At 43.3% G+C, this 20960-nt stretch carries 24 protein-coding genes; 13 read left to right on the top strand and 11 right to left on the bottom strand.

Annotated elements, in window-relative coordinates:
- Positions 1 to 4 precede the first annotated feature (4 nt).
- Positions 5 to 1174: an O-antigen ligase family protein gene (locus tag IX95_RS22475; RefSeq protein ID WP_038164193.1), complete on the bottom strand. Its 1170-nt coding sequence runs from the start codon at positions 1172 to 1174 to the stop codon at positions 5 to 7.
- Complete coding sequence (locus IX95_RS22470) at positions 1171 to 1896, bottom strand: glycosyltransferase family 25 protein (protein WP_019276565.1); 726 nt, start codon at positions 1894 to 1896, stop codon at positions 1171 to 1173. The genes IX95_RS22475 and IX95_RS22470 overlap by 4 nt, the downstream gene beginning before the upstream one ends.
- 354 nt (positions 1897 to 2250) lie before the next feature.
- On the opposite strand from IX95_RS22470, the gene IX95_RS22465 reads away from it, so the two are divergent.
- The 6 genes from IX95_RS22465 to IX95_RS22440 are packed head-to-tail and all read left to right on the top strand — an operon-like array spanning position 2251 to position 7634.
- Entirely contained in the window at positions 2251 to 2805 is a 555-nt protein-coding gene (locus IX95_RS22465; RefSeq protein WP_038164191.1) for an acyltransferase, read from the top strand.
- Between the two features lie 19 nt (positions 2806 to 2824).
- Positions 2825 to 3856: a lipopolysaccharide heptosyltransferase II gene (gene waaF / locus IX95_RS22460; protein WP_038164187.1), complete on the top strand. Its 1032-nt coding sequence runs from the start codon at positions 2825 to 2827 to the stop codon at positions 3854 to 3856.
- 3 nt (positions 3857 to 3859) lie between these two features.
- Positions 3860 to 4879 (top strand): glycosyltransferase family 9 protein, encoded by a 1020-nt coding sequence (locus IX95_RS22455; protein WP_038164185.1) that lies wholly within the window; start codon positions 3860 to 3862, stop codon positions 4877 to 4879.
- A 27-nt stretch (positions 4880 to 4906) separates the two neighbouring features.
- Positions 4907 to 5686, top strand: a complete 780-nt coding sequence (locus tag IX95_RS22450; protein ID WP_038164183.1) for a glycosyltransferase family 32 protein — start codon at positions 4907 to 4909, stop codon at positions 5684 to 5686.
- Positions 5683 to 6957, top strand: a complete 1275-nt coding sequence (waaA, locus tag IX95_RS22445; RefSeq protein WP_038164181.1) for a lipid IV(A) 3-deoxy-D-manno-octulosonic acid transferase — start codon at positions 5683 to 5685, stop codon at positions 6955 to 6957. The genes IX95_RS22450 and waaA overlap by 4 nt, the downstream gene beginning before the upstream one ends.
- On the top strand, positions 6954 to 7634 hold the full coding sequence (locus IX95_RS22440; protein ID WP_038164179.1) for an acyltransferase: 681 nt from the start codon (positions 6954 to 6956) through the stop codon (positions 7632 to 7634). The genes waaA and IX95_RS22440 overlap by 4 nt, the downstream gene beginning before the upstream one ends.
- 15 nt (positions 7635 to 7649) lie before the next feature.
- Here the strand turns inward: IX95_RS22440 and IX95_RS22435 are convergent, their stop codons facing one another.
- A complete protein-coding gene (locus tag IX95_RS22435; RefSeq protein ID WP_038164176.1) occupies positions 7650 to 8399 on the bottom strand; it encodes a glycosyltransferase family 25 protein in 750 nt (249 codons plus the stop codon).
- Positions 8400 to 8450: 51 nt separating this feature from the next.
- Positions 8451 to 9140 (bottom strand): 3-deoxy-D-manno-octulosonic acid kinase, encoded by a 690-nt coding sequence (locus IX95_RS22430; RefSeq protein ID WP_038164174.1) that lies wholly within the window; start codon positions 9138 to 9140, stop codon positions 8451 to 8453.
- Between the two features lie 94 nt (positions 9141 to 9234).
- On the opposite strand from IX95_RS22430, the gene IX95_RS22425 reads away from it, so the two are divergent.
- Both IX95_RS22425 and IX95_RS22420 read left to right on the top strand, forming a co-directional pair.
- The gene (locus IX95_RS22425; RefSeq protein WP_038164172.1) at positions 9235 to 10290 is read left to right on the top strand and encodes a glycosyltransferase family 9 protein; all 1056 of its coding nucleotides are present in this window, start codon (positions 9235 to 9237) and stop codon (positions 10288 to 10290) included.
- A 27-nt stretch (positions 10291 to 10317) separates the two neighbouring features.
- Positions 10318 to 11103 (top strand): glycosyltransferase family 2 protein, encoded by a 786-nt coding sequence (locus tag IX95_RS22420; protein WP_038164169.1) that lies wholly within the window; start codon positions 10318 to 10320, stop codon positions 11101 to 11103.
- Between the two features lie 45 nt (positions 11104 to 11148).
- On the opposite strand, the gene IX95_RS22415 is transcribed toward IX95_RS22420, so the two are convergent.
- Positions 11149 to 12183 (bottom strand): glycosyltransferase family 9 protein, encoded by a 1035-nt coding sequence (locus IX95_RS22415; protein WP_038164167.1) that lies wholly within the window; start codon positions 12181 to 12183, stop codon positions 11149 to 11151.
- Between the two features lie 111 nt (positions 12184 to 12294).
- On the opposite strand from IX95_RS22415, the gene coaD reads away from it, so the two are divergent.
- The gene (coaD, locus tag IX95_RS22410) at positions 12295 to 12789 is read left to right on the top strand and encodes a pantetheine-phosphate adenylyltransferase (RefSeq protein WP_019276577.1); all 495 of its coding nucleotides are present in this window, start codon (positions 12295 to 12297) and stop codon (positions 12787 to 12789) included.
- Positions 12790 to 12821: 32 nt separating this feature from the next.
- Here the strand turns inward: coaD and IX95_RS22405 are convergent, their stop codons facing one another.
- The 6 genes from IX95_RS22405 to radC form a co-directional block, all read right to left on the bottom strand.
- Positions 12822 to 13826, bottom strand: a complete 1005-nt coding sequence (locus IX95_RS22405) for an NAD-dependent epimerase (protein ID WP_038164165.1) — start codon at positions 13824 to 13826, stop codon at positions 12822 to 12824.
- Between the two features lie 90 nt (positions 13827 to 13916).
- The gene (mutM, locus tag IX95_RS22400; RefSeq protein ID WP_021457897.1) at positions 13917 to 14723 is read right to left on the bottom strand and encodes a bifunctional DNA-formamidopyrimidine glycosylase/DNA-(apurinic or apyrimidinic site) lyase; all 807 of its coding nucleotides are present in this window, start codon (positions 14721 to 14723) and stop codon (positions 13917 to 13919) included.
- 30 nt (positions 14724 to 14753) lie between these two features.
- A complete protein-coding gene (locus tag IX95_RS22395; protein WP_019276580.1) occupies positions 14754 to 15239 on the bottom strand; it encodes a hypothetical protein in 486 nt (161 codons plus the stop codon).
- Positions 15240 to 15420: 181 nt separating this feature from the next.
- A complete protein-coding gene (gene rpmG / locus IX95_RS22390) occupies positions 15421 to 15591 on the bottom strand; it encodes a 50S ribosomal protein L33 (protein WP_004410866.1) in 171 nt (56 codons plus the stop codon).
- A gap of 13 nt (positions 15592 to 15604) precedes the next feature.
- Positions 15605 to 15841: a 50S ribosomal protein L28 gene (rpmB, locus tag IX95_RS22385; protein WP_004410867.1), complete on the bottom strand. Its 237-nt coding sequence runs from the start codon at positions 15839 to 15841 to the stop codon at positions 15605 to 15607.
- Positions 15842 to 16117: 276 nt separating this feature from the next.
- On the bottom strand, positions 16118 to 16792 hold the full coding sequence (gene radC / locus IX95_RS22380; protein ID WP_038164161.1) for a RadC family protein: 675 nt from the start codon (positions 16790 to 16792) through the stop codon (positions 16118 to 16120).
- A gap of 230 nt (positions 16793 to 17022) precedes the next feature.
- Here radC and coaBC point away from each other — a divergent pair, with 230 nt between their 5' ends.
- The 4 genes from coaBC (at position 17023) to lpxM (ending at position 20869) form a co-directional block, all read left to right on the top strand.
- Positions 17023 to 18228: a bifunctional phosphopantothenoylcysteine decarboxylase/phosphopantothenate--cysteine ligase CoaBC gene (gene coaBC, locus IX95_RS22375; protein WP_038164159.1), complete on the top strand. Its 1206-nt coding sequence runs from the start codon at positions 17023 to 17025 to the stop codon at positions 18226 to 18228.
- A gap of 111 nt (positions 18229 to 18339) precedes the next feature.
- The gene (gene slmA / locus IX95_RS22370; RefSeq protein ID WP_006963404.1) at positions 18340 to 18930 is read left to right on the top strand and encodes a nucleoid occlusion factor SlmA; all 591 of its coding nucleotides are present in this window, start codon (positions 18340 to 18342) and stop codon (positions 18928 to 18930) included.
- A gap of 5 nt (positions 18931 to 18935) precedes the next feature.
- Positions 18936 to 19886, top strand: a complete 951-nt coding sequence (locus tag IX95_RS22365; RefSeq protein WP_038164156.1) for a Kdo(2)-lipid IV(A) acyltransferase — start codon at positions 18936 to 18938, stop codon at positions 19884 to 19886.
- 17 nt (positions 19887 to 19903) lie between these two features.
- Complete coding sequence (lpxM, locus tag IX95_RS22360; RefSeq protein ID WP_019276584.1) at positions 19904 to 20869, top strand: lauroyl-Kdo(2)-lipid IV(A) myristoyltransferase; 966 nt, start codon at positions 19904 to 19906, stop codon at positions 20867 to 20869.
- Positions 20870 to 20960: the final 91 nt, after the last annotated feature.

The following is a 20960-nucleotide window of genomic DNA, read 5'->3' as shown; positions in this document are numbered from 1 at the left end:
CCAATTAACTCGACCTTGAGTTCATCTGATTCAAAGAGAATAGACCAGCTACCAAGGTGAATAAATAAACTACATGCGTATGGTGAAAAGGCACATCAGATAATCCCGCAATGAGCACAAGCATAACTAACACTTGAGTGATGACACTACCTCCTTCTCGAGCTTTATTAAGCCTTACTGGATAGAAAAACCAAACCATCATGATAAAAAGGCCAACAGAGCCATATCTAGCAAGTGTATCTATGTACTGGTTATGGAGGTGAGGTTGTCGATAAGCCATTCTGTTTGGTACTTTTCGAATACCTTCTTCTAGCATTATATCGCCTTCTCCAACCATAGGTTGCGTTTTCCAAACATCAACACCGAACGTCCATAAGTCTAATCGTGCCCCAAAAGATGTCTCATAATTCCCTTTACTTATAGAGTTAAACTCAGAGACTGTCCTGTCAACACGTTCATCTATTATAGGCTTAAATGAAAGATAGATAGCACTTAAACCAATCAATGTGAAAGCACTCAGCTTAACGAGTGATAAAGTATTAAAGCTCCTATAAACTACAAGCATCATTGCTATTGGGTATGCCACCCAGACACCACGAGAGTCTGTCAAAATTAATGCCCATAAAGACAATAAGAATCCAGTAATACATAAACCTTGAATTACCCGAGATTTATATTGCTTAGTTAAAGCCAAAGAAGATAAAGACACAAAAGAGCAGTAAAGTGCATAGGGTATTGGATTAGTTGCTATACCAACCCTAGCTACATTTAAATAGTAATGTTCAAATATCGCATTAAGCCCACATACAGATGCAGAAAATATAATTGTATTATATAACCAAGAATTAGAGAATTTACTCCAAGGAACAACAGATAAGTAAACTAAACATGTCAATAAAGTCCTAGGCAATCCAAAATTGTCACCTCTCCAAACATGCATAATAGAAAAATATGCAAAAACTAGAATGCTAGCTAAAAAAAACTTTTTGTAACCATACCGATTAAAATTAGTTTTAATACATTGCCTATATCTTATTATGCTATAAGCAATAACAATAACAGTAACCCTAGAAACTAAAGACTTAGTATCTGTGAAGTTAAATATTGAGATTAAAACTAAAAAAATTGGAGAGAAAAGAAACGCCTTCTCCAATTGCTGAACTAAATTCTTCATTGATACTTTCTGTTATAAATACGCAGGGCAATCTTTCTGTATAGAGAGTAAAGCTCTCGAGTAGGTTTTCGATACAACCTAGCTTTACTTTCTTCACCTAGTTGAATTGTTGTTGCGAATTCTTGAGGGTTTTCAACAACAGCAGGGGAAAGAATATAGGATGGCATATCATGAAGATACAAGGAGCCAACATAGTTATCTACTGGCATACACCATCGTTCAGAGTTACTAACAAGCTTTTTTGCAGCATACGGTGAAATGGCATAACACCTAAGTCCACCATAGTTATTCGTCATAAAAGAGATGCTAAAGTTATCACCCTCTTCCTTCAGACACAAAACCCCTTTGTCTGTTTTAGATTCTAAACGCAAGAAACCGTAGCTATCGATTTTTTCTTGAACCACTTTCAAGCTACTTGGAAATGAAGGCAAGATAGCAGCGTCATCTTCAAAAACTATAATTGGCTCATCAAGTTCAATCGACTTTTTCCATAGAAGGTAATGACTTCCGTATACACCGAGCTCTCCTTTCGAGGGCATTCGGCCACTCGTAAGCCATAGTCGTTTAGCATAGTTATAATTTTTGAACAATTCGTGAGGGGGCTCTGTCCTACCGTCAACTGCGTCAAAAAAATCAAAGTCAATATCAAGTTGGTCTAGCTGCTTCTTTATGTAGTCTCTGCGCTCAGGACTACGTTTTAAACTAATAACAAATATTTTCACTTAACAATACCAAACCAAGAGAATCGGACGCTATTAGACCATATATGGCAAACAAATTGAACTGACTTTAATCAACTCTCACGCACGCTTAACGTTGTCCCTTCAACATACTAAGCTCTTAACTCCTGATGCTTCTATATAACTGAGAACACAAGGGCAACTAGTTTCACTTGAAGAAATATTCCATATGTTTAGCACACCTCATTCATAGCTAAGCTCAATAACTATAAATCCAACTATACTTACTGCTCTTTCAAGTAGTCATAGTCAATATAATTATGCCGTCATAGCTTTATATTTAAACTAAAGAACTATAACATAAGAAGGTGATATGGATTGATACAGGTGAATAAAATGTTCAGCTTGGCTAACAAGTTAAGAAACAAAATAAAAATATCGGGCAGGCATCAAATTACGATAGATTCATCCTCAAAAATACGACAATGCAAGATTGTTATTAAAGGGGAGAACAACAACCTAAAGATAGGGAAAAACGTAAACTTACGTCATAGCAACATTGAAATAGATGGAAATAATTGTCACTTAATAATAGACGACAATACTATCATAGGACACGACTGCTACCTTTCTGCTAGAGAAAATGGAATTAAGCTAAAAATTGGCGAAGGAAGCATGCTATCCCGAAACGTGAAGATTATGACCAGCGATGGCCATAATATTACTAAAGATGGAAAGCGCATCAACAGTGCTCAGAGTATCGAAATTGGTCCTAAGGTGTGGCTTACGGATAATGTAACAGTTTTAAAAGGAGTTACTGTCGGTGAAGGATCAATCATTGGCATCAACTCTACCTTGACCAAATCAGTCCCATCGGGTGCCATTGCTGTTGGTAACCCTGCCAAAGTAGTACAGAATGGAGTATCATGGCAGCATGAACTGACTTATTAGATGAACCCTAGCTTCCTAAATGAAAATTCTCATTATCGGTCCCTCTTGGGTTGGCGACATGGTGATGTCGCAAAGCTTGTATACGACTCTCAAAGATAAATATCCAGACTGCGAACTGGATGTCCTTGCTCCTGCTTGGTGTAAACCTATCCTAGAACGCATGCCAGAAGTACATCAAGCCATAGAGATGCCGATTGGGCATGGGGACTTCAATCTATTTGGTCGAAGAGCAATTGGGCATGAGTTACGTAAAAATCATTATAGTCATGCATTCATATTACCTAATTCTGCAAAGTCAGCCCTAATTCCATGGTTTACTGGAATACCAGTACGAACTGGCTGGAAAGGTGAGTTCAGATATGGACTACTTACAGATCTTCGTCCTGATAAGCGTATATTTCAATATATGGTTGAAAGGTACGTCGCTCTCGCTTCAACTTCTAAAAAAATGTTGGAAGAGGTTAAGTTAGCCAATTGCCCAAAGCCCAGTTTAACCGTCGACTCCACTTCACAACTCGCTGCTCGTCAGAGGCTCAATCTAGATTTACAACTCCCAATTGTAGGTCTCTGCCCTGGCGCGGAGTTTGGCCCGGCTAAGCGCTGGCCAGACCGGCACTATTCTAAACTTGCTAAACATCTTGTAGATAAAGGCCAGCAAGTTTGGCTGTTCGGCTCAGAAAAAGACAGAGCTGTCACCGAAAAAATCAAATCAGCTCTCACATCAGAACAACAACAATATTGCTTTAACTTAGCTGGCGAAACATCACTAATCGAAGCAGTAGACTTATTAGCAGCTTGCCATACCGTTGTATCGAACGATTCAGGATTAATGCATGTTTCTGCTGCCGTAGGGTGCAATATAGTTGCAATTTATGGCTCTAGCTCACCAAAATATACGCCGCCTCTGACTGACAAGTTAGAAATGGTGCATACTGATATCGAGTGTCGGCCGTGTTTCAAACGCGAGTGTCCGCTTGGCCACCAAGACTGTCTCAATAAACTAATGCCTTCTCAAGTCATCAATGCTGTTGATAAATTTCTAGAGCAATAACTCATGAAACACCTATGGTTTGAGCGTGGTGCTTACGCTTCTAAAAAAGCACGCAAGTATATTCAAGATGATTTTCAGCCTCAAAAAATCAAGAAAATAGCAGTAATTAGACACGCAGCACTTGGTGATCAGGTTGTTGTTCGCCCATTTCTAGTTGAAGCCAGAAAGTTTTTTCCTAACGCTGAAATTACGTTAGTTCCAGTTTCCAACTATATGTATGGAATACCGAGTGACTTGGTTGATCATGTTCATGTGATGCCAGGAAAAGAGCCTGGGAAAACAACACCTGTCAAAGAAAAAGTTCGAAACATCAAACAACTAGGCGAGCAAGACATAATTTTCGATTTGGCGAGCACTAACCGTTCTCATTGGATGACAGCATTAAGCAAAGCCAAACTAAAAATAGGCTTTCCATACAAATGGTACTTCTGCGGTACTTTATTTAATGTTGCTGTTCATCGCTCTGATTTTCAGCCAGAAGTGGAATGCATGTTAGATATGCTCAAGTTACTAGGCCACAACCCCTCTCATCCGCTGGACTTTGCCTATCCAGATCATCGCGAACTGGTAGACACTGAAGCTCCCTATGTGCTCTATTTTAACGGCGCCTCGCAGCTGCGAAAAATATTATCCAAAGAACAAATGTTTGCGGTATTAGAGAAGGCCGTCCAAGAGAACCCAAATCATACTCACGTGTATCTGGAAGGAAAAAATGATTTTGAGAAAGGGGATTTTTGCCAAAGCCTTTTAAAATATCCTAACTTCAAAATTCAACCATGCTTACCACTTGAAGAGTTAGTTGATCTAACGGCAAAAGCTACACTAATGGTCGCTCCTGATACCGGCGTCCGGAATATTGCAATATCGACCCATACACCAACTGTAGGGATTTTCTATGCCACAGTACCGTTTAGATATACGCCTTTGTATGAGCACCATGACATCGTGATGAATGCTGATGGCTCAATACCGACCACAGGACAAATCACAGATGCAATTTCCCGTGCCCTATCGAGCCAATAACTTCATTTCGGAATTTTATAAGCAGCAATGAAAAATCTATCAATTTTAGTTTCCAATCGACTCATTAGGCTCATCGGCAACATTTTTAAAATGTTGTCATACCCTTTTCATGCCTTGTTTCCAAATAAGCGCTTTACGATTCCATCGCTCTCCAGTCCAAAGGTCAACTCTAACAAGCAAACCAAGATACCTAAGATAATCTGGCAAACAAACTTTTCTGCACAAAGCACTCTGCCTGTTTATCTCAACTATTTGTTCAATCGCCTGATGTCCTTAGATTATGAATACCGCTATGTGAGTACAGAAGAACGAGCCGAGTTCATTAAAGCAAATGCTCCTGAGCGAGTGTATAACGCCTACATGCAATTGAATGATGGTGCTGCGCAAGCAGATTTATGGCGACTCATCACAATCCACACTCACGGTGGTATCTATATGGATATTGATGCGACGCTTGTATGGCCACTTAAACGCATCTTACCTACCGATGAAAATGCGATGTATGTGAAGTTAAAAAAGAATCAGCACTATACCAATTTCTTTCTCGCTTCAGCTCCGAACAATCCAGACTACAAACTTGCGATCAATAAGATTGTCGAAAATATAGAAAGCCGAAACATAGAACAAGGTGTTTATTTTCTGACAGGTCCAATGGTTATAACTGGTGTACTGGATAACAAGCCAGTCGTATACAAAGAAAGAAAATACGTTTGCATACAAGGCACATTTACGAATGAATATTTCCAATACCTAGATAAGCCTCGTAGCAAATGGACACATAAAAAACCGGAAGATCTCCTCAAGTGATACGAGTTCTATATACACTCTTACTAGTCATTGCACTTCCTTTCCTGCTACCAAGCTTATATAGACGTAAGCTTGGTAAACCTTCCGTAGGCACTCGTTGGAAAGAACATTTCGGCTTCACACCTAGCCTGAACAACCCAGAAAAGAAGCCCGTAATATGGGTTCATGCTGTGTCAGTGGGAGAAGTTATTGCTGCATCACCGTTGATCAAGAAGATATATCAAGCCCAGCCAAATGCTAAAATCCTTGTCACTACTACAACTCCAACAGGTGCTAAGCAGGCAGAAAATTTAAAAGAATATGCTGAACACAGATATATGCCTCTGGATTTTACTTTCGCGGTAAAAGCATTTTTAAAAGTCGTCAGACCGAAACAGTTAATCATTGTCGAAACTGAGCTTTGGCCTAATACATTAATTACGGTATCAAAAAAACAGATTCCAATCACAGTAGTCAACGCTCGCTTGTCAGATAAATCTTTCCGCGGCTATTCAAAGGTCAAGCCTTTATTTAATCTACTCTCACCCTCTTTAAGTAAAGTTATATGTCAGCATAAAGATGATGCTAGAAGATTTGAAAATCTCGGGGTACGTCAAAGTAAAATCTTTGTCTCCGGATCAATAAAGTTCGATATATTCATTTCATCTGAGCAGTCAATCAAAGGAAGCCAACTCAGGTCTGAATTGAATAGCTCCCGTCCTATTTGGATCGCAGCCAGCACCCATGAAGGTGAAGATGAAAAAATACTCGCTGCTCACTCTCTGGTCTTAAAGCACGTGCCTAATGCTCTCCTCATACTGGTTCCTAGACATCCAGAGAGATTTAATGATGTCATGGATCAATGCAGTGAACTCTTCACGACTGTCCGTCGGACAGGTAATTCAACCGTATCAGCCAGTACACAAGTCTACTTAGGTGACACCATGGGTGAAATGTTAACACTCATTGGTGCTAGCGATGTCTGTTTCATGGGTGGAAGCTTACTTGGAAAAAAAGTAGGTGGGCACAACCTCTTAGAGCCCGCGGCATTGGCAAAGCCAACTCTGACTGGGCCTAGTTATTTCAATTTTTCTGACATCACTCGACAACTAGTTGCAGCGAATAGTTGTCAGCTCATCAACTCTGAATTTGAGCTCGCAGAAAAAGTTATTGAGCTTTTTCAATCCTCAGAGCTTAGGGACGAGCAAGGTCAGGCCGCATTAAGTGTGGTAGAGCGAAACCGAGGTGCACTCAATAACACTATCCAACACATTTTCGGAGAAGCAAGATGAGTTTGAAGAAGTTATCCAAGCTGTACCACTATGTGAGATGTATACCCAAAACTCTATTCTTTAATTTCTATTACCTACCATTTCACCAAGCGATAAAACTTCCAATTTTAGTCAATCATCGTACCAAGTTTATTTCTTTAGGCGGCAGAATATCTATCCCTGAATCAGCCAAACTGGGCAAGATCAAACTAGGATTTGGTCGAGTGCAAATTGCTGACAACAAATACTCTCGTTTTATATGGAATATTGGTAAGAATGGACATATAAAGTTTGGCCATCACATTAAGGTAGGTACAGGTTCCAAACTCCATATCAATGGCAAGTTAGCAATTGGCTCAGGTAGCAATTTTACTGGTGAAGCAACTATCATTTGTAATCATGTGATCTCTTTTGGTGATAACTGTCTAATCTCTTGGCAAACTCTTTTTATGGATTCAGATCTACACAAAATTACAGATTTAGAAAATCAACAAACTAATCCAGATCAGCCAATAACCATTGAAGAAAAAGTATGGGTTGGCGCTAGGTCCACTATCCTCAAAGGGACTCACATAGCAACCAATTCTGTTGTCGCAAGTGCCTCAACTGTAACTTCACAGTTTGGCAGTAATAATGTTATCGGGGGAAACCCAGCCAAAGCTATTTCTTCATTTTCTGGCAAGTACTTTCATCATTAAAGTCGCGTTAGAGACTTAGCTCTGCCCTTTATTAGGTAGTGCTTTGATGAATAAAATACGGTTCCAAGCGCTCATACGTAGAAACCTGTAAAACCTATATAACTCTCGGTTCAGTTTATTGATTAAAGATACTTTACTTTTCTCACCTAGCTGAATTGTAGATTCGTACTCAGCTTTTGAAGACGCATAAGGCATAATCCCTAGACAGGGAATCTTTGTTCTATATGCTTCGCCTATATAGTTATCTACTGCACAAATCCATTTTTCACTTCGTTTCAATAACTTGGCAGCACCTCTAGGTGAAATACTGTAGCATCGTGTAGAGCCACTTTGGTTATCACACCAATGCACTATGTTTTCATTAACATCTATAACTTGAGGAACTTCGCTAGTATCACTTATCCCTAATCTAAAATATTCGAACCCTTTGCTGTGTAGTTTTTCAACACGATTACATATTGAAACAAAACAATCTTCGAGGACCACGTCGTCTTCCATGATCAAAAAAGGTTCATTTTGCTGAACGCACTTTTCCCATAATAGATAATTGCTAGCATATATACCGCGCTCTCCATATGATAAAGGCCTGCTTCTAAATTTCTTCCGGTGTTCATCATCAACTTTGTCAGCTAGATAACTAGGCATCTGACTGCCATCGATAGCTTCAAAAAACTCATAATTGGCAACCCCAAGCTTTTTTAGCTGAGCTTCCATAGAAATTCGACGATCAACTGACCTTGGTAGGTTAATAACAAATATTTTCATATATACACTGACGGTTTAAAGCTATAAATTTGCGAATATCTCTATACGAGATTACTGTTTTAGATGCTGAAAATCATCTAGTTTCCAATGAATCCCACACTTACCTACTTCCTTCTCAAACGACCTTTTCAATCTATCCAAGTTGCTCTGCTTCCAGCCATTTCCTGACTGCTGGAAGCATTTATCAAAATCGATAATCCACACCTTGTCATGCTCATCTATGAGGATGTTGTGGATATTGAGATCAGTATGATTGACTTGTGCATCATGCATCTTACGGATTTCGTAGCCAATCTTTTGATACATTTCTGCGGGAAGTGGCTTTTCCATCAAAATGGAAACCAAGTCTCGTGCATTTGGGATTTTTTCGCTCAATAGATCCGCTTTGTAGGTTACGCCACTTTTTACCGCGCGAGCAGCGATGGGTCTAGGTACATTGACGCCAGCTTCAATCAAGGAGTTTAGCAACTGAAATTCCTGATAGCTGCGAGTTCTTTCCCAGCTTGAAAAGAGATAACTATCTTCTACTAGTTTTCCAAACAAGCCACCGCGACGATAATGCCTGAGCGCCGCTTCAATAGTTTCCGTTTGTACAAACCAAGTGGTACCACGTCCTTGAGCACTGCCGATAACTTTACCGGCATTTTGCCAAAATTCAGCGTCAAACACCTGCTGAGGATCTTCCTTAAGCAAGGTTTCGTCATACCAGATGGTTTGGTTATCCAATTGCACGGTTTTCATGCGGAGGCTATCTCTGATTAAATTTCAGTGGCCATTTTACATTTATTGAGCGCCTCTGCATAATCTTCACCATTGCTAGCTAAAAGAATTGTTTATGAGCCTTTTTTCTTCTGCCCCTGAGTCTTTGTGCATTCTGCGTTTATCTGCGATTGGCGATGTGTGTAATACCGTTGCGGCAGTTCAAGCCATTCAACATCAGTGGCCACAAACCGACATTGTCTGGATCACAGGTAAGCTTGAAGCCAAACTGATTGAAGACATACCCGGCATTCGTGTGATTGTGTTTGACAAGAAGGAAGGCTGGCAGGGCTATAAAAAACTCTGGGCAACGCTAAAAGGACACAAGTTTGATGCACTGCTGCACATGCAGTACGCATTCAGAGCCAGCATTGCCACTCTAGGGATTAAGGCGAAATACAAGCTCGGTTTTGATTCTATCCGCAGTCAGGACTTCCAAACTCTGTTTACCAACGTCAAAGTGCCTTCACCTGATTCCATGCACGTCTTAGATGGGCTACTCGCCTTTGGCCACACACTTGGTATTGAAGATATGAGCCCTGTCTGGACGCTTGAATATTCAGATGAAGATGAACATTGGGCACAACAGCAATTATCTACCGACAAACGCAACTTGGTTGTCGTACCTGCGGCAAGTAAAGCCTACAAGAACTGGACAGTCGAAGGCTACGTCGAACTTATCCAGCACGCCGTCAACCAAGGCTGGCAGGTCACCTTAGCCGGTAGCCCAGCACAAGTAGAATTAGACCTAGCAACGAAGATTGAGAACAAGCTGACATGCACCGTCAACAATCAAGTCGGTCAAAGTTCGCTGAAGCAAATGCTGGCACTGTTAGACCAAGCTGATTTGGTGGTCGCACCGGATACTGGCCCTGCTCATATGGCCAATGCGGTCAATACACCGATTATTGGTTTGTATGCCCACCACAACCCTGCACGCACTGGGCCGTATCAATATCGCCAGTATGTGGTGTCTGCTTATAAAGAAGCAATTCAGGCTGAAACGGGGAAATCTGCAGCTCAGCTTAGCTGGCGCGCCCGTGTCAAAGACAAAAACGCCATGCAGCGCATTCAACCACAGCAAGTCATCGCCATGTTTGATAAAGTAACCACAGAACTCCATTTACAATAAACTCCGAGAGACTTCAGAGGTACCACAGTGAGTAAACCAACCATTGCCGTCGCACTTATCGTTAAGAACGAAGCGCAGCACCTGAAAGCTTGTTTAGAAACCGTTCACGACTGGGTAGACGAGATAGTGGTACTTGACTCAGGGAGTACAGACAATACCGAACAGATTGCACGCCGTTTTACGGACAAGTTTTACATCAACCCTGACTGGCCTGGCTTTGGCCCTCAGCGCCGCCTAGCTCAGTCCTATGTCGAGTCGGATTACGTCCTGTGGCTAGATGCCGATGAGCGTGTCACTCCTGAGCTCAAGCAAAGCATTTTAAATTCAGTAAGTGCAAACAAGGCGGATACCATTTATCAAACGGCTCGTCTAAGTTGGGTGTTTGGACGCTATATTCGTCATTGTGGCTGGTACCCAGATCGTGTATTGCGCTTATACCCAACCAAGTTAACGCAATACAATGACTCTCTGGTCCATGAAAAAGTCGAAGTGACGAAAACCATGAAAGTCGAAAACTTGAATGGCGATTTGATTCACTTCACCTATAACGACATGAATCACTACTTAGTGAAGTCGGCGGGCTATGCCAAAGCATGGGCTGAGCAGCGCGAGAAAAAAGGTAAGAAAAGCAGCATCTCACAAGGCATTTTGCACGCATTAGGCTGCTTCTTGAAAATGTATGTTGTTAAAGCCGGTTTTCTTGATGGCAAGCAAGGCTTCTTGCTCTCCCTGCTTTCGGCACATTCTACTTTTGTGAAATATGCGGATCTGTGGATTCGCAGTGAAACAGACAAGATGCCAGATAAATTCTAAGTCTTTCAATACAAACAAAGGGTGATATTTCTATCACCCTTTTTATTAATTCAGTTTACGACTGATCCATGGTTGTAATTCTCTCGAGACCAAATCTATATCAATTCTGGCCATATTTTCCTGACTGGCTTTATCTTCTGCCACTGGTGGGCAAAAAGCGATATGGTTGCCTGCCGAGTTAATTGGTTTCCAGCGCAGCGGTGTCGCTGAACGCTTACTTGGGAAAAAGCCAACAGTCGGCACATCTATCGCCGCCGCGATATGCAAGGGCCCAGTAGAACCAGCAACAAACAAGTCAGCACAAGCGATAGAACAAGAAAAATCGACTAAGCCATCGTTCTTATCGTACACCACCGATGCTCTGCCCTTTTCTTTCAGTAGGCTATGTAACTCAGCGGCTTTCTGTTCTTCTCCCGGCCCAGCCGTCAGTATAATTTCAAACGGCTCTGGCATATCGCAGATTAACTGAGTGTATTGCTGTAGAGATAAGTTATTGGCTGAACCACCGCTACCAGCATGAACGAACAGCCATTGCTTCTCTACGTTCAAATTCAATTGTTGTGAGAGCTTGTGCTTTTGTCGCTGTATATCGTCAACTGAGAAAGAGAGATAAGGTGCGCTAGGCTCAGCCACCGCTTGACCAATATCCGTTAAAAACGCGCGCACTAAGTCCAGATTGTATTCGTATTCTGGTTTTGCTGATTGTGAACGCTTTTGTTTGATACGTTTGTTGTAAAAGATCTGCGCCAGCTTTGTCGCCGGAGCAAGACGGTAAGGAATCTTCGCTTTCCAGACCAATTTCGCGTTATATGTCGTAGAGAAAAGGTTGATGGATGCATCAAAGCGCTCCGCTTTTATCTGTTCAATCAAAGTTGATTGCGCCTGCTTAGTGCCCTTCTTCGTTGGATCAATCAACACTTTATCAATCCAAGGACAAAGCTCTGCCAGCGCTACCGTGTAATTAGGTACCAGCGCTGTAATCTGACAATCCGGCATCGAAGCTTTCAGCATCGCGAAACTGGGCCAAGCCAGCATAAAGTCGCCTATTTTGTCGTTACGAACCACCAGTATCTTTTTCATTACTTTTCCTAACTCTCAATCTTTGCTCCCAATGATAACGGCTAAGTTGGGTAAATGTGAGCCTTTTTGTTACCATTAAGCGATATAAAAGAATCATTTGAGTAACTGACTGTGAGCAAAAAACGCCTTTCCCGAGTGATCTATCCAGGAACCTTTGATCCGATTACCAATGGCCATTTAGATTTAATCGAACGTGCGGCAGATATGTTTGATGAAGTGATCATTGCTGTTGCTGCCAGCCCAAGTAAGAACACCATGTTTACGCTAGAAGAGCGCGTAGCCTTTGCACAGCAGGTGACTCAGCATTTGGACAATGTAAGCTCGAAGGGATTTTCGGGTTTGATGGTCGACTTTGCGAAGCAAGAAAATGCGAACGTTCTTATCCGTGGTTTACGTACCACCGTCGACTTTGAGTACGAATTTGGTTTAACCAATATGTATCGTAGACTGATGCCCGGATTAGAAAGCGTTTTCCTCACACCCGCGGAAGAGCACGCATTTATCTCCTCGACCATAGTCCGTGAAGTGGCTATTCATGGAGGGGATGTCACCAACTTTGTGCCTAAAGCGGTAGCTGAGGCATTGAAAAACAAAGCGAAGGTTTAAAAAGGCGAGCACATAGCTCGCCAATTTATAAATCACAATTCGTAGTATTTTTTGTACCATTCAACAAAGGCATTTACACCTTCTTTCACTTTTACTTTTGGTACATAGCCAGTCGCTTCAAATAGATCTTCAGTTTCAGCGTATGTCGCATAAACATCTCCCGGCTGCATCGGCATATAATTCTTCTTAGCTTCGATACCCAAAGAGGTTTCTAGAGACTCAATGAAATCCATCAACTTAACCGGACTACCATGACCAATGTTAAATACCTTATATGGAGCAGAACTTGTTGCTGGCGAACCTGATTCCACCGACCAATTATTTGATTTAACTGGAACAATATCTTGTATACGGACAATACCTTCAACAATATCGTCAATATAAGTGAAATCACGACGCATATCACCATTGTTATAAACGTCAATTGTCTCCCCATTCACAATTGCCTTAGTGAACTTAAACAAAGCCATATCGGGCCGTCCCCATGGCCCATAAACTGTAAAAAACCTGAGACCTGTCGTTGGAACGCCGTATAGATGGGAGTAGGTATGAGCCATCAATTCATTCGATTTTTTGGTTGCAGCATAGAGTGAAATTGGATGATCTACCGAATCCGAGGTACTAAACGGCATTTTTTGATTAAGTCCATACACTGAACTAGATGAGGCATAAACAAGATGCTCAATCTTATTATGTCGGCATCCCTCTAGAATAGTAAGGTGACCAACTAAGTTGCTATCCGCATATGACATTGGGTTATCAAGCGAGTAGCGAACCCCAGCTTGAGCAGCCAAGTGAATTACACGATCGAACTTTTCCTGACTAAACAGATTTGCAATACCGTCGCGATCGGCAAGATCCATCTCTAAAAACTTGAAATTTTCATGCTGAATGCGCTCTAGACGGTCATGCTTTAGCGATACTTGGTAATAATCATTAAGGTTATCAATACCTACAACACAGTGACCAGCTTCACACAACTTTTCCGTTACTGCAGACCCAATAAAACCTGCTGCACCCGTTACTAAATACTTCATCTATAATTCTCAGATCTACTTAATTACTCAAAGTCTAACGACTAGGACGCATAACTGCTAGTCATTAAAAACTAACCTAGGTTCAATTATTTATAACTGACACTTACAACAAAAAAACGTATTACGCTGACCAATTTTCTGCTCTTCAATCGCTTCGCCACAACTAGGACAAGCTTCACCGGCCTTGCCATAAATCTGCAACTCTTGAGCAAAGTAGCCCGGTTTACCATCGGCTTGAGCAAAATCTTTTAATGTGGTCCCGCCCTGCTTAATGGCCGTATCGAGCACCTGTTTAATCTCTTTAACCAAACGTTGCCACTCCTTCGCCGTTAGCGTGCCTGCTGATCGTGTCGGATGGATACGTGCACTAAACAATGACTCATTGGCGTAGATATTTCCTACCCCAACTACGACTTTGTTATCCATAATGAACTGCTTCACCGCGACACGCTTATTCTTTGCCTTATCCGCGATGTATTGCGCATCAAAGTCTTCCGTTAGCGGCTCTGGCCCCATATGGCCCAACGCATCATGTTCACCATCTTCGGTCCACAACCAAGCCCCAAAACGTCTGGGATCGTTATAACGTAGTACCTTGCCATTGGTCAGCTTTAAGTCGACATGATCGTGTTTTCCCGGCTCCATGTCTGCATCCAGTACACGTAAAGACCCCGACATACCCAAATGCACAATCGCGCTACCTACATCGGTTTCAATCAGCAAGTATTTAGCACGGCGAGAAATACTGCGGATCACCTGACCTTCCATCTTCTTTAGCTCATGTGGGATATCCCAGCGCAGCTTGGGGGTGCGAAAAGTCAGCTTGGCAACGGTTTGTCCAGCCAGATGAGGAGTGATCCCCATGCGGCTGACTTCAACTTCAGGTAATTCAGGCATAGTGGTATGGCAATTAATAACTCAGGGCGTTTAAGGTAGCAGATATTCTGGAGCAACTGAAACTGCTATCCATTGATCCTGCCAGTTTTTCAACAACCAGAATTGTGGTGTTTGATAGAAGGTGATCCTTTGAGGCTCTTCTTGATCGCGATACCAAACTTCAATCGTCTGTGGTGAGGTCAATTGAGGCTTCAATCCATCAAAAGTGTCCTGATCAACTTCGGTCCCAACTAAGCCCGACCAGCGTTCAACTAGCTCCTGTGGTGAAAGACTACTTTGCTTCGTCAAACTCCACTCACCGTTCAAGTGCTCCAGTGACCAGTCAGAAAAATGCAGTGCTTTCAACTCCGCCGACGGATTGAGCAAATAGGGGTAAGGACTAACTTCAGCGACCGGCTCGTCATCAATCAAATAGGTTTTGATGATAGTCGGCAAATTGAGGATCGCGATAAAAGCGATGATGCCCAATATCATGATGTTGTTCCAGCGACGACGCCGTGAAGTAGAAACACGCATGAACTTTGATTTCCCTGTAGGTAACTATAAGAAAAGGTAGCAGAAAACAGGAAAGAGGGAAATGAGCCGAGATAGTCTAGACTGTGACGCCTTTTGGGAATTTCAGGTAATAAAAAACCCAGCGAGAACGCTGGGTTTCTAATTCAGACTTCTGTTTAAGAAGCTTCAAAGAAGAAATCAATTACTTGATTTTAGCTTCTTTGTACATAACGTGCTGGCGAACAACTGGATCAAACTTTTTGATCTCAAATTTGCCTGGCATGTTACGTTTGTTCTTATCAGTAGTGTAGAAGTGACCAGTACCTGCAGAAGATACTAGACGGATTTTCTCACGTACGCCTTTCTTTGCCATTGCCTATTTCCTCTTAAACGTTTTCGCCGTTTGCGCGAATGTCAACAAGAACAGCATCGATGCCCTTCTTATCGATGATACGCATACCTTTAGCAGATAGACGTAGTTTAACAAAACGTTTTTCGCTCTCTACCCAGAAACGATGAGTTTGTAGGTTCGGCAGAAAACGACGCTTAGTAGCATTGCGTGCGTGTGAACGGTTGTTACCCGTTACTGGACGCTTACCAGTTACTTGGCATACTCGTGACATGAATGTCTTCTCCAAAATCGTTTCAGCTCGATATCAACCTTGGTGGCCGAACCTCTCAGTTTCTAAATATAGAAGTTTGAGGTCTTATACCGCTATGGAAACCCATACAAGGCTATCAAAGGTCGCGCATTATACTAACTTGACTAGCATTGCTCAAGACCCGAACAGATCCTTTTTCAAGGTTTTCGTGATCTTTTTTAGGCAGAGCTGATAATAGTTCAAAAAATGTCGGGGGATTGTAGCAGAATTCGCGCAACTCACAACAAATAATGTGATTTAAATCCATCCACGCTCAGCGAAGGAAATTACATCGCCATCTCCAACCACAAAATGGTCGAGAACTCGAATGTCGACCAAAGCCAGCGCATCACTGATACGCTGGGTGATTCTGCGATCAGCCTGACTCGGTTCTGCCACCCCAGACGGATGATTATGAGCAAGAATCAAAGCCGCTGCATTATGCTCCAATGCCCGCTTCACTACCTCTCGGGGATAAACAGACGCGGCGTCTATGGTTCCTTCAAACATCACTTCATCCTTGATTACCCGATGTTGGTTATCAAGAAACAATATATAGAAAGCTTCCCGCTGGCGATCACGCAAAATGCTAGAAAGATAAAGCTTGGTCTGCTGAGGGCTGATTAACGCTTCGCCACGTTGTAAGGTTTCACTTAGGTAGCGCTGTGTCATCTCAAGCACGGCTTGCAGCTGGACATATTTGGCTTCTCCCAGCCCTTTGTGCTGACAGAACTCCTCTTTGCTCGCCGCAAATAAGCGGCGTAGCGAACCGAGATCCTTAAGCAGTTTGTCCGATAACTGGAGTACATTCATGCCTTGCGTACCAGTGCGAAGAAAAATCGCTAACAGCTCCGCATCGGTGAGCGATTGTGGGCCTCGGCTGAGCAGTTTTTCTCTTGGCATGGACTCTCTAGGCAACATGCAAACACTTATCCTTGAGACAATAAATAGGGTGGTATTAGCTTAAACTTTCTTATTCACTCACTGGCGAGCAAAAGAATTATCTTCGTCGCAGTGAAAGATTTTCTGCAAATGATAGGTATATAAAGAAGCATTAAAGAGAAAGGCAAAAGCGTACGGAATCTGCAACAACACTTTCCATTTCTAGAGTCTCTATTGGCTGCGTGGTAATCTACTCGCAGTATTTTTTAAGGATGATCATCATGCAAACACTCGCGGGCAAAAAGATCCTACTTGGTATCGGTGGTGGTATTGCCGCTTATAAATGTGCCGACCTGACGCGTCGTCTGATTGAACGTGGCGCTGAAGTTCAGATTGTTATGACTAAAGCCGCAAAAGAATTCATTACACCACTGACAATGCAGGCGGTCTCCGGACGTCCAGTCTCCGATAGCTTATTGGATCCGGCGGCAGAAGCCTCTATGGGCCATATTGAGCTGGCTAAATGGGCGGATTTGGTCTTACTTGCGCCAGCCACCGCCGATCTGATTGCACGCATGGCAGCGGGCATGGGCAATGATTTACTCACCACACTGGTTCTTGCGACCGATGCTCCAATTGCAGTGTCTCCAGCCATGAACCAACAGATGTACCGCAATCAAGCAACACAAGAGAACATTGCGACGCTAGAGCGACGTGGCATGCATATCTGGGGGCCAGCAGCCGGTGAACAGGCCTGTGGCGATGTCGGCCCTGGCCGAATGTTAGAGCCAATGCAACTGGTGGGATTGTGCGAACAATTCTGGGGCGACAAACCTCTCAAAGGTAAATCAGTATTGATTTCTGCCGGGCCAACCCGTGAAGCCATCGACCCAGTACGTTACATCACTAACCACAGCTCAGGAAAAATGGGCTTCTCATTAGCGGAAGCGGCGACTCAACTCGGTGCAACGGTCACGTTAGTCGCAGGCCCGGTGAATCTTAAAACGCCAGCTGGTTCGCAGCGCATTGATGTGGCGAGCGCAGAAGATATGTATAACGCCGTAATGGACAAGGCTGGTGAGCATGATGTTTTCATCAGCTGTGCAGCCGTGGCGGATTATCGCCCACAAGCAATTTCAGAGCAGAAAATTAAGAAGACGGATGACAGCGAACAAATGACCATCACTATGGTCAAAAACCCTGATATTGTCGCTTCAGTGGCCGGTATGACTCAACAACGCCCGTTTACCGTTGGTTTTGCCGCGGAAACTCAGGATGTAGAACATTACGCTCGAACTAAGCTGACCAAGAAAAATCTCGATATGATTTGCGCCAACGATGTCTCAGTAGAAGGACAAGGCTTCAACAGCAACGACAATGCGATTAACCTATACTGGAAAGATGGTGAGCAATCACTTACCCTTGCATCAAAACAACAAATTGCGAAGCAGATACTTACAATTATCGCCGCAAAGTTAGACAATTAAGTCGCTATTCTAACAATCAGAAATTCGTCTATTCCGCCCGTCTTAGCCTGCTAAGTTGGGCGAATGCCTGTGTCTATGGGCATCATCAGTGGTAACAAAAGGAACACGTTCATGGCCGGAACAAGAAAAAGCAACCGCCGGGAAGAAATCTTACAAGCACTCGCACAAATGCTCGAATCTAACGATGGTGGTTCTCGCATCACCACCGCCAAGCTAGCGAAACGCGTCGGCGTATCAGAAGCGGCGCTATATCGACATTTCCCGAGCAAAGCTCGCATGTTTGAAGGCTTGATCGAGTTCATTGAAGAATCCTTGATGTCGCGCATCAACCGTATACTGGATGAAGAAAAAGATACCCTGACCCGCATTCGTCTGGTGTTGCAACTGATTCTGGCCTTTGCTGAACGTAACCCTGGGCTTACGCGTATCCTTTCTGGACACGCACTTATGTTTGAGAATGAGCGACTGAGAGAGCGCATCAATCAACTGTTTGAACGCATTGAAACGTCTATTCGTCAAATTCTGCGTGAACGTAAGCTCAGAGAAGGTAAGTCCTTCCCTGTGGACGAAACCATTCTGGCCGCTCAGCTTCTTGGGCAAGTAGAAGGCAGCTTGAACCGTTTCGTACGCTCAGACTTTAAATATCAACCGACCGCCAACTTTGAAGAATACTGGTCACTGTTGAGTGCACAGATTAAGTAATCACTATGAGCAAAAAAAATATCATCGAAAAGCCTAAGTTTACTCCAGCCCTACTCCACCCTAAATATTGGGGCGTATGGTTTGGGTTTGGTTTACTGGCCCTGACCGTCAACCTTCTGCCTTATGCATTACTGCTTAAAATCGGCCGAGGTATCGGTGCGTTGGGTATGAAGTTAGGAAAATCCCGAGTCAAAATCGCCAAGCGTAACCTTGAGATGGCTTTTCCTGAGATGGAAGCCAAAGAAGTCGACCGCATGGTCGTAGAGAACTTCAAAAACACCGGTATGGCTTTGATCGAAACGGGCATTACTTGGTTTTGGCCGACTTGGCGTTTCAAGCGTATTTTGATTGCGAAAGATATCAAAGAGCTACAGCGGCTCAACGATGAAGGTAAGGGTGTGCTGCTCTGTTGTGTGCATGCGCTGAACTTAGAAATTACCGCTCGTGCATTTGGTGTACTAGGTTTACCTGGATACGGCGCTTACCGCCCCCACACAAACCCTGCTTACGAATTCATCCAATATAGAGGACGCACACGTAACGGCAACCAACTCATCTATCGTCGTGATCTTAAACAGATGGTGCGCGTTTTACGCCAAGGCCATCGCCTGTTCTACCTACCAGATCAGGACTACGGCCATAATAAATCTGTGTTCGTGCCTTTCTTTGCTGTCGAAGAAGCTTGTACAACAACAGGAACCAGCATCCTTGCTTACACTAGTAAGAGTGCCATCGTGCCAGGTTCTGGATTCCGTAATCAAAACGGTAAATATGAAATCATGGCCGACAAGTCTATCGACCAAGATTTTCCGCAAAAAGATGAAACTGCGGCCGCTGCCTACATGAATAAATTCGTCGAAGAGATTATCATGCGCGCTCCGGAACAGTGGATGTGGTTACACAAGCGATTCAAATCGCTGCCAGACCACTCTCTTACTAACTCAAGATATCAATAACATAGGTGCTGCTTTCAATGAGCAACAACGATAAAAATAGCATCGATAAACATTTGCATAACCCAACCTTTGAGTGGGCATTTTTACACCCTAAACACTGGGGGACGTGGCTGGGCATTTTATTTGCCGCCTTGTTGGCCTTTATTCCATACCGCTGGCGCGATAGCTTGGCGCGAAAACTGTCTGTATTTGTGGTACGCAAAAATGGTCGTGTTGTACGTCGTGCACGAGTGAACCTAAAGTACTGTTTTCCTGAAAAGTCAGACCAAGAGCGTCAGGATATTCTGGAAGAGACTTTTGTTAAGGCAGCTCAGTACCTGTTTGGCTACTCTGAGTTTCTGGTACGTTCTACCAAGCACAACCAAGATCGTGGTGTCATGATCGGCGAAGAGAACATCTTACCGCTGCTCGATGCAGGGGAGAAAGTGATCATCTTAGCACCTCACGCTTGGGCAGTTGATTACCCAGCGGTAATGCTGGCTGCAAAGGGCTATAAAGTCACCACCATCATGAAGCCGCAGCGCAACCCAATCGGCGACTGGCTGATGCAAGTACAGCGCATGCAATATGGCGGTCGTATCTTTGCTCGTGAAGCGGGGGTAAAACCTTTTGTACGCTCGATTAAAGATGGGTATCTTGGCTACTGGCTACCAGACGAAGACTTCGGCGCCGCCAACTCGGTATTTGTCCCATTCTTTGGTACAGAGAAAGCGACTCTAAAAGGCTTTGGCAAGATGGCTCGCCTATCAAAAGCCAAGGTGATTCCGGTTTTACCTGCTTACAACGACAAATCAGGCAAGTACGAAGTACACATTCTGCCAGCCTTGGAAAACTTCCCGACAGGCGATGAAGAAGCCGATGCGCGAGCAATGAACCAAGCGATCGAAGACTTGGTCAGACCGCATCCTGAACAATACATGTGGAACCTGTCGTTATTGAAAACGCAGCGCGACGGGAGCGAAATCTACGATAACTCTCACTAAGGCAATAAAAGCTCGCGAGAGACAAGAAGCAAAAAGGGTTGATGCATCAGCATCAACCCTTTTTAACATTTGCAGCTCGAGGTTCAGACAC

It is taken from the genome of Vibrio sp. B183, from assembly GCF_000740665.1.
Taxonomy (GTDB): Bacteria; Pseudomonadota; Gammaproteobacteria; order Enterobacterales; family Vibrionaceae; genus Vibrio; species Vibrio coralliilyticus.
The sequence above is the reverse complement of the archived record's forward strand: the minus strand, read 5'-3'. Positions and strand labels throughout refer to the sequence as shown.

Bases quoted from the DNA above. Each gene is read 5' to 3' on its own strand.
- waaF (WP_038164187.1), top strand. From the start codon at position 2,825: ATGAAAATTCTCATTATCGGTCCCTCTTGGGTTGGCGACATGGTGATG.
- IX95_RS22440 (WP_038164179.1), top strand. From the start codon at position 6,954: ATGAGTTTGAAGAAGTTATCCAAGCTGTACCACTATGTGAGATGTATA.
- rpmG (WP_004410866.1), bottom strand. From the start codon at position 15,591: ATGGCAAAGAAAGGCGTACGTGAGAAAATCCGTCTAGTATCTTCTGCA.
- slmA (WP_006963404.1), top strand. From the start codon at position 18,340: ATGGCCGGAACAAGAAAAAGCAACCGCCGGGAAGAAATCTTACAAGCA.
- IX95_RS22465 (WP_038164191.1), top strand. From the start codon at position 2,251: ATGTTCAGCTTGGCTAACAAGTTAAGAAACAAAATAAAAATATCGGGC.
- IX95_RS22475 (WP_038164193.1), bottom strand. From the start codon at position 1,174: ATGAAGAATTTAGTTCAGCAATTGGAGAAGGCGTTTCTTTTCTCTCCA.
- IX95_RS22365 (WP_038164156.1), top strand. From the start codon at position 18,936: ATGAGCAAAAAAAATATCATCGAAAAGCCTAAGTTTACTCCAGCCCTA.
- IX95_RS22450 (WP_038164183.1), top strand. From the start codon at position 4,907: ATGAAAAATCTATCAATTTTAGTTTCCAATCGACTCATTAGGCTCATC.
- IX95_RS22435 (WP_038164176.1), bottom strand. From the start codon at position 8,399: ATGAAAATATTTGTTATTAACCTACCAAGGTCAGTTGATCGTCGAATT.
- mutM (WP_021457897.1), bottom strand. From the start codon at position 14,723: ATGCCTGAATTACCTGAAGTTGAAGTCAGCCGCATGGGGATCACTCCT.
- rpmB (WP_004410867.1), bottom strand. From the start codon at position 15,841: ATGTCACGAGTATGCCAAGTAACTGGTAAGCGTCCAGTAACGGGTAAC.
- coaBC (WP_038164159.1), top strand. From the start codon at position 17,023: ATGCAAACACTCGCGGGCAAAAAGATCCTACTTGGTATCGGTGGTGGT.
- IX95_RS22430 (WP_038164174.1), bottom strand. From the start codon at position 9,140: ATGAAAACCGTGCAATTGGATAACCAAACCATCTGGTATGACGAAACC.
- IX95_RS22425 (WP_038164172.1), top strand. From the start codon at position 9,235: ATGAGCCTTTTTTCTTCTGCCCCTGAGTCTTTGTGCATTCTGCGTTTA.
- IX95_RS22455 (WP_038164185.1), top strand. From the start codon at position 3,860: ATGAAACACCTATGGTTTGAGCGTGGTGCTTACGCTTCTAAAAAAGCA.
- lpxM (WP_019276584.1), top strand. From the start codon at position 19,904: ATGAGCAACAACGATAAAAATAGCATCGATAAACATTTGCATAACCCA.
- IX95_RS22405 (WP_038164165.1), bottom strand. From the start codon at position 13,826: ATGAAGTATTTAGTAACGGGTGCAGCAGGTTTTATTGGGTCTGCAGTA.
- IX95_RS22415 (WP_038164167.1), bottom strand. From the start codon at position 12,183: ATGAAAAAGATACTGGTGGTTCGTAACGACAAAATAGGCGACTTTATG.
- IX95_RS22395 (WP_019276580.1), bottom strand. From the start codon at position 15,239: ATGCGTGTTTCTACTTCACGGCGTCGTCGCTGGAACAACATCATGATA.